Annotated in this window: 14 protein-coding genes; 9 read left to right on the forward strand and 5 right to left on the reverse strand. The window is 50.2% G+C overall.

Annotated features, from left to right (window positions below):
- Positions 1–9: 9 nt before the first annotated feature.
- The 4 genes from DWZ56_RS10630 to DWZ56_RS10645 form a co-directional block, all read right to left on the reverse strand.
- Positions 10–1,944 (reverse strand): FtsX-like permease family protein, encoded by a 1,935-nt coding sequence (locus tag DWZ56_RS10630; RefSeq protein WP_118556612.1) that lies wholly within the window; start codon positions 1,942–1,944, stop codon positions 10–12.
- Complete coding sequence (locus DWZ56_RS10635) at positions 1,934–2,701, reverse strand: ABC transporter ATP-binding protein (RefSeq protein ID WP_118556613.1); 768 nt, start codon at positions 2,699–2,701, stop codon at positions 1,934–1,936. The genes DWZ56_RS10630 and DWZ56_RS10635 overlap by 11 nt, the downstream gene beginning before the upstream one ends.
- An 81-nt stretch (positions 2,702–2,782) precedes the next feature.
- On the reverse strand, positions 2,783–3,802 hold the full coding sequence (locus DWZ56_RS10640; protein ID WP_118556614.1) for a sensor histidine kinase: 1,020 nt from the start codon (positions 3,800–3,802) through the stop codon (positions 2,783–2,785).
- A complete protein-coding gene (locus tag DWZ56_RS10645) occupies positions 3,799–4,506 on the reverse strand; it encodes a response regulator transcription factor (RefSeq protein WP_118556615.1) in 708 nt (235 codons plus the stop codon). The genes DWZ56_RS10640 and DWZ56_RS10645 overlap by 4 nt, the downstream gene beginning before the upstream one ends.
- 202 nt (positions 4,507–4,708) lie before the next feature.
- On the opposite strand from DWZ56_RS10645, the gene DWZ56_RS22715 reads away from it, so the two are divergent.
- The 7 genes from DWZ56_RS22715 to DWZ56_RS10675 all read left to right on the forward strand — a co-directional run bounded on the left by DWZ56_RS22715 (position 4,709) and on the right by DWZ56_RS10675 (position 13,365).
- The gene (locus DWZ56_RS22715; RefSeq protein WP_158584534.1) at positions 4,709–4,864 is read left to right on the forward strand and encodes a hypothetical protein; all 156 of its coding nucleotides are present in this window, start codon (positions 4,709–4,711) and stop codon (positions 4,862–4,864) included.
- A gap of 128 nt (positions 4,865–4,992) precedes the next feature.
- Positions 4,993–5,361: a helix-turn-helix domain-containing protein gene (locus DWZ56_RS10650; RefSeq protein ID WP_118556616.1), complete on the forward strand. Its 369-nt coding sequence runs from the start codon at positions 4,993–4,995 to the stop codon at positions 5,359–5,361.
- A gap of 184 nt (positions 5,362–5,545) precedes the next feature.
- Entirely contained in the window at positions 5,546–9,091 is a 3,546-nt protein-coding gene (gene nifJ / locus DWZ56_RS10655) for a pyruvate:ferredoxin (flavodoxin) oxidoreductase (protein WP_118556617.1), read from the forward strand.
- 288 nt (positions 9,092–9,379) lie between these two features.
- Positions 9,380–10,372, forward strand: a complete 993-nt coding sequence (locus DWZ56_RS10660; protein WP_118556618.1) for an asparaginase — start codon at positions 9,380–9,382, stop codon at positions 10,370–10,372.
- Between the two features lie 86 nt (positions 10,373–10,458).
- A complete protein-coding gene (locus DWZ56_RS10665) occupies positions 10,459–11,508 on the forward strand; it encodes a Gfo/Idh/MocA family protein (protein WP_158584535.1) in 1,050 nt (349 codons plus the stop codon).
- A complete protein-coding gene (locus DWZ56_RS10670) occupies positions 11,492–11,956 on the forward strand; it encodes a C-GCAxxG-C-C family protein (RefSeq protein WP_118556620.1) in 465 nt (154 codons plus the stop codon). Before DWZ56_RS10665 ends, DWZ56_RS10670 begins: the two co-directional genes overlap by 17 nt.
- Positions 11,953–13,365, forward strand: a complete 1,413-nt coding sequence (locus DWZ56_RS10675; protein WP_118556621.1) for a glycoside hydrolase family 32 protein — start codon at positions 11,953–11,955, stop codon at positions 13,363–13,365. The genes DWZ56_RS10670 and DWZ56_RS10675 overlap by 4 nt, the downstream gene beginning before the upstream one ends.
- Before the next feature lie 167 nt (positions 13,366–13,532).
- Here the strand turns inward: DWZ56_RS10675 and DWZ56_RS10680 are convergent, their stop codons facing one another.
- On the reverse strand, positions 13,533–14,915 hold the full coding sequence (locus DWZ56_RS10680; protein WP_118556622.1) for an FAD-dependent oxidoreductase: 1,383 nt from the start codon (positions 14,913–14,915) through the stop codon (positions 13,533–13,535).
- A gap of 394 nt (positions 14,916–15,309) precedes the next feature.
- On the opposite strand from DWZ56_RS10680, the gene DWZ56_RS10685 reads away from it, so the two are divergent.
- Entirely contained in the window at positions 15,310–15,684 is a 375-nt protein-coding gene (locus DWZ56_RS10685) for a GntR family transcriptional regulator (protein WP_118556623.1), read from the forward strand.
- Positions 15,681–16,532 carry an ABC transporter ATP-binding protein gene (locus tag DWZ56_RS10690; protein ID WP_118556624.1) on the forward strand — a complete coding sequence of 284 codons (852 nt, stop codon included), beginning with the start codon at positions 15,681–15,683 and terminating at the stop codon, positions 16,530–16,532. The genes DWZ56_RS10685 and DWZ56_RS10690 overlap by 4 nt, the downstream gene beginning before the upstream one ends.
- Positions 16,533–16,535 lie beyond the last annotated feature (3 nt).

Consider the following 16,535-nt stretch of genomic DNA (forward strand, 5'->3'; position numbering starts at 1 on the left):
GACTGCATTTTAATTCAGCACGCTCCTGCGGTATCCCACACAGGCTGCGGCGAAATACAGGATATAGATCATCAGAAATATACCCAGCCCTACAGCGACGGATGCCCGGAAGGCGGCCGGTGAGATCATTGTCTGCAGCATTGTGTTCACGCAGGAGGAAATGAATATGGAGAGCGGAACCGGAAGCAGCAGAGGAATACCGAAATACAAAAGCAGCTGGTGGAAGATCAGCCTGCCGATCCTGGCATCCGGTACGCCCAGTTTGGATAGAATGCTGTAGCGGAATCTGTATTTGGAGGCTTCGCTTAGCTGCTGTACGGCCAGGATGGAAGCTGCTGTGCATATGAATATTAAGCCGGTATAGTACAGACTGAAGCCGAACACGAGTATGGAGGAGCGGCTGGTCGAGAGCTGATTTCCTTTTGTGTCCCAGGCATTGGCACTCCAGTCGCTGAAATGCCGGTCGCCTTTAAATCGGTCGGTCAGATACTGCCAGTCCTCCGGAGTGGTATCTTCCAGTGTATCGATGGCCAGCGTGGTATAAGGGATATCGAGTCCGACGGTCAGTTCATCGGGAAGAACGATGATGCAGCCGGCACCGATGCTGCCGTTTTGTGAAAGCGGTTCATCATAGACCGCCTGCAGGGTCAGGCCGGTGCCGTTTATGCTGTACGGCAGCGCCCCCTTTTCGTCCGCAGCACGTTTGATCTGCGCGTAAGCGTGGAGGATATACCGGCCTCCTTCCAGTGTTACCGGTTCGTATCCCAGCATCTGCCGCATCGCCGCGTAATCGCTGAAAGAAACCGCATAATCCTCCTCCACATATGAATCCAGCTCCAGCGCGTCATATAAGGTCCTCTGGCCGCAGTCATAAATGGGAATCCGGAGGCTGGCTTTTATACCGCGGGTCCTTTCAAAGTATTCTTCGGCTTCTGCAAATACGGAAGTGTCTTTGGCAGAGACCTGCGCGTCAAAGGTGCAGCGGTTTAAAGCGGAAAGCTCAAAAAAACGGTTAAAAAGCATGGCGCTCTGCATGCAGGCCAGGGTGAGCGTCAGCAGCATGGCCAGGGTTCCGACCGTAACGCTCATAGTCTTTAATTTGGCCGACAGATTTCTGTAGATGAACAGGTGATCCTTTGCGTATTTCCGCTCATTACCGCCCAGAAAAAGCTTGACCAGGAAGGCTGCCAGCGTGATGTAAGCGCCGTAGAGGCCGCCGATGATCAGCGTGATGCCGGCAGACAGCATAGCTGCAGAAAACAGAGCGGTGTTATGAAAAATGAGGTAGAGGAGCACACAGCCTGCAGCCAGAAGCGCGACGGACAACATGCAGAGGAACCAATGCCCCTTTTTCCCGGACAGCAGGGCTGTCTCATTTTGTTTTTCCGCATATATCAGACTGCAGATTTTTATTTTCTTCAGCCGTTTTTTCATCCGCAGAAGGGAGAACGTGTAGATCAGCAGCACATAAAAGAATGTAAGCAGCACCGCCGGAATAGAAAAAACGTCCCTGACCGCATACCTCACTTCAAACAGATTCATGATGACCATCGTGAGAATCTGGTAAAGGAAGGTCCCGATACACAGGGCGGCAGCGAAGGCGGCCCCTCCCATGATCATATTCTCCAGCAGAACCATCCGGGATATTCTGCCGCTGCCGATGCCTAAGAGCATATAGGTGCCCAGTTCCCGGCTGCGTTTCTCCAGCATAAAACGGTTCATATAATTCACCAGCCATGCGATGACGGCGATTACGATGACGGAGATAAAACAGATGACCGGGGCGAGACTTCCCATGATCTGACTAATCCCTCTTATTTCTTCTGAAAAGACAACCATATTAAACGCGTACATGAGGGAAAAGGCGATGGTGACCGTCAGCAGATATACGCTGTAGTCCCGCATGGAGCGCTTCGCATTCCGCAGAGCAAGTTTAAAGAGCATCGGACACGTCACCTCCCAGCAGTGTTACGACATCCATGATCTCATTAAAGAATATGCGCCTGTTCTTATCCCCCTTCACCAATTCGTTGAATATCCTTCCGTCCCGGAGAAAGAGAATCCTGCTGCAGTAGCTGGCTGAAAAGATATCATGGGTGACCATCATAACAGTGGCATGCATGCTGCGGTTCATCTGTGTGAAACATTCCAACAGCATGCTGGCCGACTTGGAATCCAGGGCGCCGGTGGGTTCATCCGCCAGTATCAGGCTGGGCCGTGCAATCAGCGCTCTGGCACAGGCACAGCGCTGCCGCTGTCCGCCGGACACTTCATAGGGAAACTTGGAAAGGATATCGCTTATGCCGAGTTCCTGCGCCACTTGCGCCACTTCTCCCGCGATTTTAGAGGCAGGGGTTCCCTGAATGACAGGGGCGAGCGCAATATTCTCTTCAATGGTCAGGGTATCCAGCAGATTGAAATCCTGAAAGACAAACCCCAGATTTTTTTGCCGGAATTCGGCCAGAGCGTCTTCCTTTAATTCCGTAATGTCCCTGTCCCTTAGATAGATATGTCCTGCAGTTGCGGTATCGATGGTGGAAATGCAGTTTAGCAGCGTTGTCTTCCCGCTTCCGGAGGCGCCCATGATCCCCAGAAATTCTCCTTCATTTACCGTGAAGCTGATTTGGTCCAGAGCTTTGGTCACCATAGTTTTGGTGCCGTAATATTTTTCGAGTTCTTCAATTCTTAGCAGTGCATCCATACTATACCTCTTCTATGCTTTATACAGAATATCATAGCAGGAGCAGCAGTTATTTTGTACTTACAAATTTGTTAGCACCGGTCAGTCTCTGCGGTCCGGATGCAGAAAGGTGCCTGTGGGAAATCCGATGGTGATTCGGGTGCTCTCCCGGTAAACCGAGTCGGCAGTTATCGAAAGTCCCAGCTTTAAGCAGAGCTTTTTGCACAGATACAGCCCCATGCCGGTGGATTTATTGCCGTTTCTTATGCTGCCGATAAAGCCTTTGTCAAATATTCTTGGCAGGTCCTCCTGCCGTATGCCGCGGCCGTTATCCTCGATAGTGAGATAGACGCCGCCCGGCGTATGGTTTGCCGATATACGGATCCAAGCGCCTGATGAACGGCGGTATTTGACGGCGTTGGCGAGTATCTGCCCTAAGATATAGGTGAGCCATTTTTCGTCCGTGCAGACCGTATCGGGCGTTTCTTTTATCTGCAGAGAGATCTTTTCTTCCAGAAGCAGTGTCCTGTTTAGCAGCAGGGCGGGCCTTAGCGCGTCAAACAGGGGGAATTCTTTGACAAAATAATCTTTTTCAACGTTTTCACTGCGCGCATAATAGAGCGCCTGTTCCACCAGATAATCGATCCGGCTTAGTTCTTTCCCTATGCGCAGATGATTGCCGTCCGGATGGTTCCGGCAGATTAAGTCAACCGCAGTAATCGGCGTTTTGACCTCATGTATCCATTCCTCGATATATTCCTTATACTGTCTTTGGGAGTTTTTCAGGCGGTTTACTTGTTCCAGCATGGATTTGGAAGCTGCACGCAGAATCGATTGATACTGTCTCTCCACGGACGTACGGGGCTTGTCAAGCATCTCGCAGATCAGATATTTCTGGTCCAGCAGATTAAGCTGTGCGGATATCTGCATGTATTTTCTTTTAAGGCGCACATAATCCGCCCTCCACACGGCGGACAGTACCGCCATCCAGATTACGAGTATGGGAAGGAGGACGGCCGGACTGTTTCCAAGTAATGAAAGGTACAGGCTCAATGCGGCCGCACAGAACAGATTCAAAAATATCAGCATCAGTTTATCGGACAGATAATTCAAGACGGTCATATAAAATCCTCCTGTTCCGCATCGTTTACGGTAAGCCCTTTTTGGGGGACCGTAACAATCAGATCCTTAAGGCCCAGCTCCTTCAGCCTGTTTCTCAATCTGGAAAGATTGACATTCAGTATATTCTCATCCACATAGTATTTGTTCTCCCAAAGATATTCGATCAGAGAATCCTTAGTCACAACAGTCCCTTTATTCAGAAAGAGACAGTAGAGGATCTTCATTTCATTTTTGGACAGATTCAGGGTGAGCCCCTGCCAAGAAACCTGACCGTCCAGGATATTCAGGGAGACGCCCCCTGCCCGGACGGTTTCGGAGGCTGCGTTTTTTTGGCGGAAAAGAATGCGGTTGATGCGCGCCAGAAGAACCGGAAGGCTGTATGGTTTGCAAATGAAATCATCTCCGCCTGTGAGTATGCCGGCCAGTTCATCCTTTTCATCGGTTCTGCCTGTGACAAAAATGATCGGGACGGATGATCTGCTTCGGATATCCATACAGAGTTTCAGACCGTCGCAGGCTCCCAGACTGATGTCCAGAAGGATGAGCTCGGGCAAAAAGGCTGTACACAGTCCCCGCACCGCATCTGCCATTTCTTCCTGGCTGTCCGGATAATGTTCCAGGCAGACGGCCGGATGGCCGTTTGCCCCAAGGAAGGCAGCCAGTTCCTGCCGGATGTCGGCGTTATCTTCAATGATCAGTATCATTTATATCTCCTTAGTGTGCTTCTTTTAACTGCAGATCAGCAGATTTTCTCTATCATATCATAAAGAAAACGGATGAAACTATAAACTTTAAAAAAAAATTTAAAAAAGAGTGTAATAAATAGCGCATTTGAACGTTACTATAGTGCAACAGTTAATGAACCTCATGGTCACCAACTAATTAATAAGAAAGGATGAATGGGAGATGGTGTACGGCAGAACCGAAAAAAAGGTAATGAAAGCAGAGTATGTACCGGTAAACACAGCAAGGGGACAGGAATTCACAGAGGAGAAAAAGCTGAAGATTTGGAATAGCATCGTAAAAACAATCGAACAGCAGAGACCTTCCTACAAAAGTTAAAAAAATTTATCGATATACTTTTGCAAACAGAAGCAGTGGGTTCTGAATTTGGTACCTGATAAAATTCCTCTATCTACATTACAATATAGTAGAACGGCGAAAAGCCGATTAAGGAGGGCGATTTTATCATGACAGATGGCGAGCAAATAACAGAGCGGCTGAAAGAACTGCTAAAGGCCAGGCATATGAGCCGGTACCGGCTGTCTCAGCTGACCGGAATCAGCCAATCTTCTTTATGCTATTTATTTCAAAAGAAAAATGTTCCCGGACTTGTAACGCTTCGGAAGATCTGTGATGCGCTGGGGATCACTCTGGCGCAGTTTTTCTGCGAAGAGGAGTATGTATACTTGTCATGGGAACAGAAACAGTGGCTGGATATCCTGTCATCCCTGCCGGAAGAAGAGCGCAGGCTTTTATGGGCTTATGCCGCAGGCCTTTTAGGCAGGGCTGAGATGGAATATGGGAATCCTAGTAAGAAGGCCGGGGAAGGAAACTGAAAAGTGCCGTATTTCTTTCCGCGGCCGCATGTTCTTTTTTTAAAACAAAGAGGGAATTCATTGCCTTTTCACTTATTTTTAACAATAAAGGATTTGCAATTTACTATTAAAATATGTATAATTAATAGCAGTATAAGTTTAACACACTGTTAATGCTTATTATTCTATAGGAGGAAGTATAACAATGGCTAGAAAAATGAAAACCATGGATGGTAACCATGCGGCTTCACATGTTTCTTATGCGTTTACGGAAGTTGCGGCTATTTATCCGATTACACCTTCATCCGTTATGGCGGAAGCCGTGGATGAATGGGCAACAGACGGAAGACAGAATATTTTCGGACAGACCGTGCAGGTAACGGAAATGCAGTCCGAGGCGGGTGCTGCCGGTACCGTTCACGGTTCCTTATCAGCAGGCGCGCTGACTACAACTTTTACAGCATCCCAGGGCTTGCTGCTGATGATACCCAACCTGTATAAAATTGCCGGCGAACAGCTGCCGGGTGTGTTCGATGTTTCCGCCCGTGCGATTGCAAGCCATGCATTATCCATCTTCGGTGATCATTCCGATGTATACGCATGCCGCCAGACCGGCTGTGCTATGCTCTGCGAGGGCAGTGTGCAGGAAGTTATGGACCTGACACCGGTTGCGCATCTCGCTGCAATCAAGGGAAAGGTTCCTTTCATCAATTTCTTTGACGGATTCCGTACATCACATGAGATCCAGAAAATCGAGACATGGGATTACGAAGATCTGAAGGATATGGCGGATATGGAAGCGATCGATGCGTTCCGTGAGCATGCTCTGAATCCCAACCATCCCTGTGAGAGAGGTTCCGCTCAGAACCCGGATATCTTCTTCCAGGCAAGAGAGGCGAGCAATCCTTATTATGACGCTCTTCCTGCGATTGTTCAGGATTATATGGACAAGGTGAATGAGAAGATCGGCACGGATTATAAACTGTTCAACTACTTCGGCGCTGCTGATGCTGAGCATGTGATCATCGCTATGGGTTCCGTATGTGATACCATCGATGAGACCGTTGAGCATATGCTGGCTGCAGGCGCGAAAGTCGGAGTTGTTAAGGTTCGTCTGTACAGACCTTTCTGTGCACAGGCTCTGATTGATGCGATTCCGGACAGCGTAAAGCAGATCAGCGTTCTGGACAGAACGAAAGAGCCCGGAGCACTTGGCGAGCCGCTTTGGCTGGATGTGGTTGCTGCATTAAAGGGGACCAAATTTGACCAGGTACCGGTATTCTCCGGACGTTACGGCTTAGGTTCCAAGGACACGACTCCCGGACAGATCATCGCTGTATACAACAATAAGGATAAGAAAAAATTCACCATCGGCATTGTGGATGACGTTACAAACCTGTCCCTGCCGATCGGCGAGGATCCGGATACAACACCGGCCGCTACGATCAGCTGCAAATTCTGGGGTCTGGGTGCGGACGGTACTGTCGGCGCTAATAAGAACTCCATCAAGATCATCGGTGACAATACAGACATGTATGCGCAGGCATACTTTGATTACGATTCCAAGAAATCAGGCGGCGTAACCATTTCCCACCTGCGTTTCGGTAAGGATCCGATCCACTCTACATACCTGATTTCCAAGGCGAACTTTGTTGCCTGCCATAATCCTTCTTACGTACGTAAGTACAACATGGTACAGGATGTGAAGGACGGCGGTACATTCCTGTTAAACTGCCCGTGGGATCTGGAAGGTCTGGAAGAGCATCTGCCCGGACAGGCTAAGAGATACATCGCAAACCATAATATTAAACTGTATACGATCGACGGTATTAAGATCGGCAAGGAAATCGGTCTGGGCGGACGTATCAACACCGTTTTACAGTCCGCATTCTTCAAACTGGCCAACATCATTCCGGAAGACAAGGCAATTGAGCTGATGAAGGCTGCTGCAAAGGCTACCTACGGAAGAAAGGGCGAGAAGATCGTTCAGATGAACTACGACGCCATCGAAGCCGGTGCAAAGCAGGTTGTGGAAGTACAGATTCCGGAGAGCTGGAAGGATGCTTCCGATGAAGTGCTGGGCAAATCTGTGGCAGGCGGCCGTAAGGACGTATTGGATTTCGTTAACAATGTACAGATTCCGATCAATATGCAGGAAGGCAAGAACCTGCCGGTATCCGCATTTAAGGATTATGTGGATGGATCTACACCGTCCGGTTCCGCAGCTTATGAGAAGCGCGGCATCGCTGTGGATGTTCCTACATGGAATCCTGAAAACTGTATCCAGTGTAACTTCTGTTCCTATGTGTGCCCTCACGCTGTAATCCGCCCGGTTGTTATGACCGAAGAGGAAGCTGCGAAAGCGCCGGAAGGAATGAAAAAAGTTCCGATGACAGGCATGCCCGGATATTATTTCAGCATGAGCGTATCCGCTCTTGACTGTACCGGATGCGGTTCCTGTGCAAATGTATGTCCTGGCAAGAAGGGCGCTAAGGCTCTGACCATGACATCACTGGAAGAAAACCTGGCTGAGCAGGATCACTTTGATTACGGACAGAGTCTGCCGGTGAAACCGGAAGTTCTGGCTAAATTCAAAGAGAACACTGTTAAGGGAAGCCAGTTCAAACAGCCGTTATTAGAGTTCTCAGGCGCATGCGCAGGCTGCGGCGAGACTCCTTACGCTAAACTGATCACCCAGCTGTTCGGTGACAGAATGTATATTGCCAATGCGACCGGATGTTCTTCCATCTGGGGCAACTCCTCACCGTCCACTCCTTATACTGTGAATAAGGAAGGCAAGGGACCGGCATGGTCCAACTCCCTGTTCGAGGATGCGGCAGAGTTCGGTTACGGTATGGCTCTGGCACAGAAAGCGCTCAGAGACAGAATGAAAGCGGAAGTGGAAGAGGTTGCTTCTAACGACAAAGCGAGTGAAGAAGTACAGGCTGCCTGCAAAGAGTGGCTGGAGTCCTTCGCATGCGGAGCGACCAACGGAACCGCTACGGATAAACTTGTTGCAGCGCTCTCCGGTGTGGACTGCGATGTATGCAGAGACATTGTAAAGCACAAAGATTTCCTGGCGAAGAAGTCACAGTGGATCTTCGGCGGTGACGGATGGGCTTATGATATCGGCTTCGGCGGCGTGGACCATGTGCTGGCAAGCGGCAAGGATGTCAATGTAATGGTATTTGATACCGAGGTATATTCCAATACGGGCGGACAGTCCTCCAAGGCTACTCCTACCGGTGCGGTTGCGCAGTTCGCTGCCGGCGGCAAGGATGTGAAGAAAAAAGACCTGGCTGCGATCGCTATGAGCTACGGCTATGTATACGTTGCACAGATCGCTATGGGCGCTGACTATGCGCAGACCGTTAAGGCCATCGCAGAGGCGGAAGCTTATCCGGGACCTTCACTGATCATCGCATATGCTCCTTGTATCAACCACGGTATCAAGGTCGGCATGAGCAAGGCTCAGACAGAGGAGAAGAGAGCGGTTGAGGCAGGTTACTGGCATCTGTTCCGTTATAATCCTGCTCTGGAAGCAGAAGGCAAGAATCCGTTCAGCCTGGACAGCAAAGCTCCTACCGGCAATTATCAGGAATTCTTAAAGGGCGAGGTTCGTTATACTTCCCTGGCTCTCAAGAATCCGGAAAGAGCGGAAGAACTGTTTGAGAGAGCAGAAGATGCCGCTAAGGATAAGTACGCACACCTGCAGAAGCTGGTTGCGCTGTATTCCAAGGAAGAGAAATAAATGATATTGAAGCGGTAACCCCTGCGGTTATCTAAGAGTAGAAAGAGCTGTCGCATCAAGCATGGTGCGCAGCTCTTTTGCTATGTAAAAAGGACAGATCTCCGATAACTGTTTGTGTTACTATACTCTGCGCCGCTATGCGCGGGAAGTTTACGCCAGCTGTGATGAGTAACCTATTTGCCCGTTTACCTCAGTCACCGGAATGTGCATGGTTTGTCAAATTCCGGCGCATATGTTATAATAGGGGCACTATAGGAGACGACAGATAATAAACAGGAGTAAGATATTATGAAAAAGATATTGCTGATTGGAACCGGTGGAACCATCGCATCCAAGCCCACGGATGCCGGCCTTACCCCCATGCTGGATACTGAGGAGATTTTAAGCTATGTGCCGGAGGTGAACGGTTTCTGTGAAGTCGATGCCGTTCAGATACTGAATCTGGACAGCACGAATATGAATCCGAAGCATTGGCTGGCTATAGCGGAGGCAGTGAGGGTTAATTATGACCGTTATGACGGTTTTGTGATCTCCCATGGCACGGATACGATGGCTTATACGGCTGCCGCTCTTTCTTATCTGATACAGAATTCCCCTAAGCCGGTAGTGATTACCGGATCGCAGAAATCAGTTTTTGTGCGGGATACGGATGCCCGCAGCAATTTGGAGGACGCCTTCTGCTATGCTTCCCAGGACCGGGCCCACGGCGTCTGTATCGTGTTTGACGGCCGGGCGATCGTGGGAACCCGAGCAAGAAAGATGCGTACCAAGAGTTATAACGCATTTTCCAGCATCGACTATCCGGAGCTGGCACTGATCAGGGATGGCCGTGTGGTACACTACATAGAGCTTGAGACCTGCAAAAGAGGCCCTGTATTTTATAACAGGCTGGATGACCGGGTATTTCCGCTGAAGCTGATACCGGGGCTTAAAGCGGATATCTTTAGCTGGCTGAAGGACTCCTACGACGCGGTGGTGGTGGAGAGCTTCGGCGTCGGCGGCATCCCCTGCTATGGGGATGAAGGTTTCATCGATGCCATCGCGGATTGGATCGCTTCCGGAAAGATCATGGTTATGACCACACAGGTGCCTCATGAGGGCAGCGATATGGAAGTTTATCAGGTTGGAAACCTGGTAAAGGAGAAATATGAGCTGATGGAAGCTTATAATATGACATTTGAATCCGTAGTCACCAAGCTGATGTGGATATTATCCCAGACACGGGATCCTGCTGCTGTGCGGGAGATGTTTTATACGCCAGTGCAGCTGGACATGATCTGATGGGAGAGCACAGCTGAATCATAATAAAAGAGTGTGCAAGTGCACAGAACATCAGCTTTGTCTGATAGAAGTATGGAGGGATGGTTATGAGAGTTGGTACGATCGGAACTGGATTTATTGTGGACCGCTTTTTAAATGCGCTTAAGCTGCTCAAATCACAGGGCGGCAGCATATCCTGCGAGGCGGTGTATTCCAGAAGCGAGCAAAATGGAAGAGCCCTTGCGGACCGCCATGGGGTTGCCAGAGTATATACGGATCTGGAAGCATTTATGGAGTCCCCGGAAATCGATTTTGTGTATGTGGCATCCCCCAACGGGCTGCATTTCATGCACAGCCGCATGGCCCTGCTGCATGGCAAGCATGTGATTTGCGAGAAATCCTTTACCTCCAACGGAAGGGAAGCCCGGGAGCTGACCTCGCTGGCGGCAGAAAAGCAGCTGTTTTTATTTGAGGCGATCATTACCCTGCATATGCCCAACTATATCTGGATTCAGGAAAATATCAATAAATTGGGCAGAATGCGGCTGTTCCAGGGAAATTTCAGCAAATATTCCACCAGGTACGACGATTATAAAGCCGGAAAAAATCCCAACATCTTTAATCCAGATTTCTCCGGAGGAGCACTGATGGATCTGAATGTCTACAATATCGAAGCCGCGCTGGGGCTCTTCGGAAAACCGGAAAGTGTACATTATTTCTGCAATAAGGCCGACAACGGCATTGATCTGTCCGGCACGGTAATATTGACTTATCCTGATTTTCTGTGTGAATGCACTGCCGCTAAAGACTGCAACGCCAATCAGTTTGTGAGCATACACGGAGAGGACGGGAGCTTTTACAGCCCTTATGCGCCCAGCTTTTTTACCGATGTACGGGCAGAAATAAACGGCAGGGACAGTGTGACGGTGAACGGTCAGCTGATGGATCAGCCCATGTATTACGAGCTGGAGTGGTTCCTGAAGCTGTTTGAGAGAGGAGATCTGGCGGAATGCCAGAGATGGTATGACATGATCCATCTGGTAATGGACGTGATGGATGAAGCGCGCCGGTCTGCCGGCATCATCTTTGCGGCGGACTGCAAGGCGCAGCAGCCGCTTTGCGGGAAGGGAGAGTTTGAAGATGGACCGAGTGAATGAGGCCGTGAGTCTGTTCGAAGAAGGATATAACTGCTGCCAGAGTGTATTTGCTGCGTTCTGCGACCGGTATGGGATGAACCGGGAGACGGCACTTAAGATATCCGCATCTTTTGGCGGCGGTATGGGGAGGATGCGCGAGGTATGCGGTACGGTTTCCGGCATGGCGCTGGTCTGTGGGCTGGAGACCGGGAGCACAGACGGCAGGGACAGCGATGCGAAAAAGCACAATTATGAAGTGATGCGGGAACTGGCGGGCCGATTTCGGGAAAATAACGGTACGATCATCTGCCGGGAACTGCTGGGACTGGACCGGGCCCCGCAGAGTGCCAGGCCGGAGGAACGCACCGTCGATTACTATAAAAAGCGTCCCTGCAAGCGCCTGGTACAGGAAGCTGCCGAGATATTGACACAGTATTTTGAAATGGAATCGGAAGAGGTGGGTAAATGAACGGCGAGCTTCATGATAAACTAAAAGAACAGTTCAGCGCTGTCATGCATTGCAATATAAAAACCGTGCGAAGGGATTCCTATCGTCTTCAGTTTCATATAATGCCCCCTTTCGGACGCCTGGAAGCCCCCTGCGGTTTCTGCCAGTTTCAAGGGCTGTATCACGTGTTTCTGTGTTATGCTCCGCTCAAAGAAAGGGAGATTTCCCATCTGTGGGAACATTGTACCAGCCGCGATCTGGTGCACTGGGCTGATGAGGGCCCGGTTCTGCTGCCGGACCAGCCATTTGACAGCCGCGGCCTGTATTCCGGTTCCGCGCTGGAAGATAAAGACATCCTGAGACTTTATTATACCGGAGAAGGCGCAGACAGCGCGCAGGATTCGCAGCATAAGCTTACCACCATATTGGCGGCGAGCCATGACGGCAGGCTGTTTGGCGGTAAGCAGCCTGTTATGGTTGAGAATCAGCTTCTTAAGGCCGCCCGGGGCTGTGCGCGCGATCCGAAGGTGTGGAAGGAAAGCGAAAGCTTTTACATGGTTATGGGAGCTTCTCTGGGTCAGAGGGGAGGCGCTGCGCTGCTCTTTAGGTCGGAGGACGGCATGGACTGGAGCTTTACAAATGAGCTGGCCCCGGAGAAGAAATTTGGCTATCAGTGGGAACATGCCGATATGTTCTGGATGGATCATAAGCGTATATTGTCGGTGTCCTGCAGAGGCGCCGGATTAGGGGAGACTCCGTGGGCATCAGCCGACCGGTCCGGATATTTTACGGTGGAAGGGGATTTAGACAGTGAGTACCGTCTGTCAGGGTTTACGGATTGGGATGAGGGTTTTGATTTCTATGCCCCGCAGACCATGTTAACCGCAGACGGCCGGAGGCTTTTGATCGCGCGCATGGGGCTGGACAGCAGGGAGTATAAAGATCCGACAGCAGCCAGGGGATGGGAGCATGCGCTCACAGTTCTGCGGGAACTGAGGGCGTCCCATGGGCACATCCTGCAGCAGCCGGCCAGAGAGCTGGATGGGTTCTGGAATGCGGCGCGCAGCGTACAGTGCTCGAAAGAGCATGTCATACCTGGCCTGGTCTTATATGAGATGGGCATAGACTCCATAAAAAATGCGGATTTTAGCCTGGTGCTGGCGGGAGACCTTAAGATCAGCTATGCCGCGGCACAGGGATTGTTTGCGGTTGAATTTACGGATTCCAGGCTCGGCGCCGGCAGAAAGAGAAAGCAGAAGCTCATCGGCCGCCTGGATTCTTTGAGGATTCTTGCAGACAGTTCCAGTTTGGAGATTTTTATAAATGAGGGGGAGACCGTGTTCAGTACGAGATTTTACCCGGCTGACCCGGTATATGAGGCAAAGGTGCGCTGCATGAGCTGCCATGTCCGGATAAAAGAAAAAAGGTGACCGGTAAAGGGACCGTCCGTGAAAGAATGACTTTCATGGACGGCCCTTTCTATTGAACAAAAACGCTCCGCTTAGGATCGCACTGCGGCGGGAAGGTATTATGTCGCCAGGGCGACCCGCCGCAGGCGGAAAATCCCGCGAGCGGGATTCTTTTCAATAGGTGCGGGTCAGACGCGGCTGGGTACAATATTGGTAAGCAGTTCGTTAAAGGCCTCGCTCATGGTTGGATGGGTGTAGATACTGTCGCGCAGCAATGTATAGGGAAGGCCTGCGTCGATGGCCAGCTTGACCAGATTGATCATCTCATGGGACTCTTCGCAGAAGAGATGTGCTCCAAGGATGCGGCCAGTATCCAGATCGATGACCGCCTTTAGGAGCCCTGTGGTGTTATTCAGCACCAATGCCTTGGGAATCGCCGCTACCTGGAGTCTGCCGACGCCCACATGAAATCCCTGTTCGAGGGCTTCCTGCTCGGTAAGCCCGACTCTGGAAAATGGTGGATCCAGAAATACACTGTACGGAACGGCTCCCCTGTTCTGTGTCGTACGGCTCCCGTCACCCAAAAGCTGCGATTTCACGATACGGAAATCGTCCAGAGAGATATAGGTGAACTGCAGCCCGCCGGCCACGTCGCCCATGGCCCATATATGCGGCACGCTGGTTTTAAGCTGCGCATCGGTAAGAACCGCACCGCGTGAGGTCAGTTCAACGCCGGCCGCTTCCGGGTTCAGGCCGGATACATTGGGACGGCGGCCTGTGGCGGCCAGAACTGCGTCGGCAGTAAGCTCCAGGGATCCGTCCGGAGTCTTGAGCGTGACGACTGCCTGATCATCCTGATCCTCCACCTTTTCAACCTGGACGGACAGCAGCACACGGATACCGCGGCTGTTAAGGCTCGAAAGAACGGCCTGTGCGATTTCCCGGTCTTCTCTCGGCAGAAAAGCCTCCCCATCCTGGATAACGGTCACTTCAGAGCCGAAATTTGCATACATAGAAGCAAATTCCATGCCGATATAGCCGCCTCCGATGATGACAAGACGACGTGGAAGCTCTCTAAGCTCCATCATGGTTTCACTCAGATAGAAATATCTGCTTTCCTTCAAACCCGGAATGGGGGGGACGAAGGGCCTTGCCCCCGTATTGATGAAGATCTGCCCGCCTTCCACTAAAACTGTGCCGTCAGCCGTTTCCACATTTACACTGTGCGGCCCTGTAAAAGAGGCTGTTCCGGTCAGCACGGTGATGCCCGGATGGTCAGCCAGTTTATGGTAATTCTTATTCCGGAGAGTAGAGGTGAGGAGGTTTTTTTTATCGATGGCCTCCGCATATCTTGCGGCTTTGTCGGAAAATTCCCCGCCCGCGGCGGCGGAGAGCGCTGCGCTGTGTATGAGGGATTTAGTAGGAATACAGGCAACGTTAATACATGTTCCTCCATACATTTCTTCCGATTTCTCAATCATAATCACACTCTTGCCAGCGCCTGCCAGGGCGCCTGCCAGCGTCTTTCCGCCTTTACCGAACCCAATGATCACTGCATCTGCTTTTTTCATGAAAAGCTCCTCTCTGCGGTTATGTACCGCTGTTTGTGTGAGCACTTAACCGCGATATATGGACGGTCAAGTGTTGTTAGAGTATTGATTTATACTGTTATAATATTTGTAACAGTTTCTATACTGTTATTATAATTATAACAGTATAATATGTCAAGTGCTAAATCAGTAAAATTTAAATTTTGTTTCTATATCGTAACAGTTCAGACGTCTTATGAGCAAGCTCAACGCCTGCTTTTGCACTATTTTTCCCGCCATGCGCGGGAAATTTACGACAGATGTGAATTAATACAAAAATTGTTTCTATTCACGGTTGACAGTTCCGGCATTCTATGTTATCATCCTTATTAGTTAGTTACTTGAGTAACTAACTAAAAGACAAGGAGGGTGTTAAGTGCAGATAAAGTTTGAGGATGATCGTCCGATCTTCATACAGATTGCGGAAGGCATAGAGGACTCGATCCTGTCAGGAGCCTTCCCGGAGGAGAGCCAGATCCCTTCCATTACAGAGTTTTCCGTAAACTACAAGATAAATCCCGCCACCGCGTTAAAGGGAATCAACCTGCTGGTGGATCAGGAGATTGTGTATAAGAAAAGGGGTGTTGGCATGTTTGTAGCGGAGGGAGCCGTCAGGAAGCTGCGGCAGAAGAGAAAGGATACTTTTTATCAGGATTACATTGAAGCGATGATCGCAGAGGCCAGAAGGCTGGAGCTGTCTGCAGCAGAGATTAAGGAAATGATAGAGAAAGGGTTTGAGGACATAGTATGAGCGGAATTGTAGTAAATAACGTGACAAAGAATTTTGGTGATACATGCGCGCTGGACGGGGTGAGCCTGACATTTGAACCGGAACGGATTTACGGACTGCTGGGCAGGAACGGCGCCGGAAAGAGCACGCTGCTTAACATCATTACCAATCGAATCTTCGCGGACAGCGGCCAGGTTACCATAGACGGTATGCCCGCCAGGGAAAATGATGAAGCCCTAAGGAAAGTCTATCTGATGAGCGAGAAAAATTATTATCCGGAGAGTATGCGCATCCGGGAGGTGTTTCAGTGGACTGGCGAGTTTTATCCAGAGTTTGATATGGAATATGCGCTGCTTTTGGCGGAAAAGTTTGGGCTGAATGTAAAGAAAAAGGCGCGGGAGCTTTCGACCGGATACGCCTCAATATTTAAAGTGATTGTGGCGCTCTCGGTGAACACGCCCTATGTGCTGTTAGATGAGCCGGTGCTCGGGCTGGATGCCAATCACAGGGATCTGTTTTACCGGGTGCTCATTGAGAAATATTCGGAGCATCCGTCTACGATTGTGATCTCCACCCATCTGATTGAAGAGGTATCCGCCGTAATTGACGGCATTATCATCATTAAAAACGGCAGGATTTTAAAAGACCAGTCCAGAGAGGAGCTCCTTTCCCAGGGATATACCGTAAGCGGCAGCACAGCGGCTGTGGACCGCTATATACAGGGCAGAAATGTATTGGGCAGCAGCGTGTTAGGCGGGCTTAAATCAGTCTATATTATGGAGCGCTGTGACAGAACGTCGGTACCGGATGGACTGGAAATCTCACCGCTGGATCTGCAGAGCCTGTTCATTCAGCTGACGAATTCCTGATAA

Source organism: Lachnotalea sp. AF33-28 (assembly GCF_003477885.1).
In the GTDB taxonomy this organism is placed as follows: Bacteria; Bacillota; Clostridia; order Lachnospirales; family Lachnospiraceae; genus AF33-28.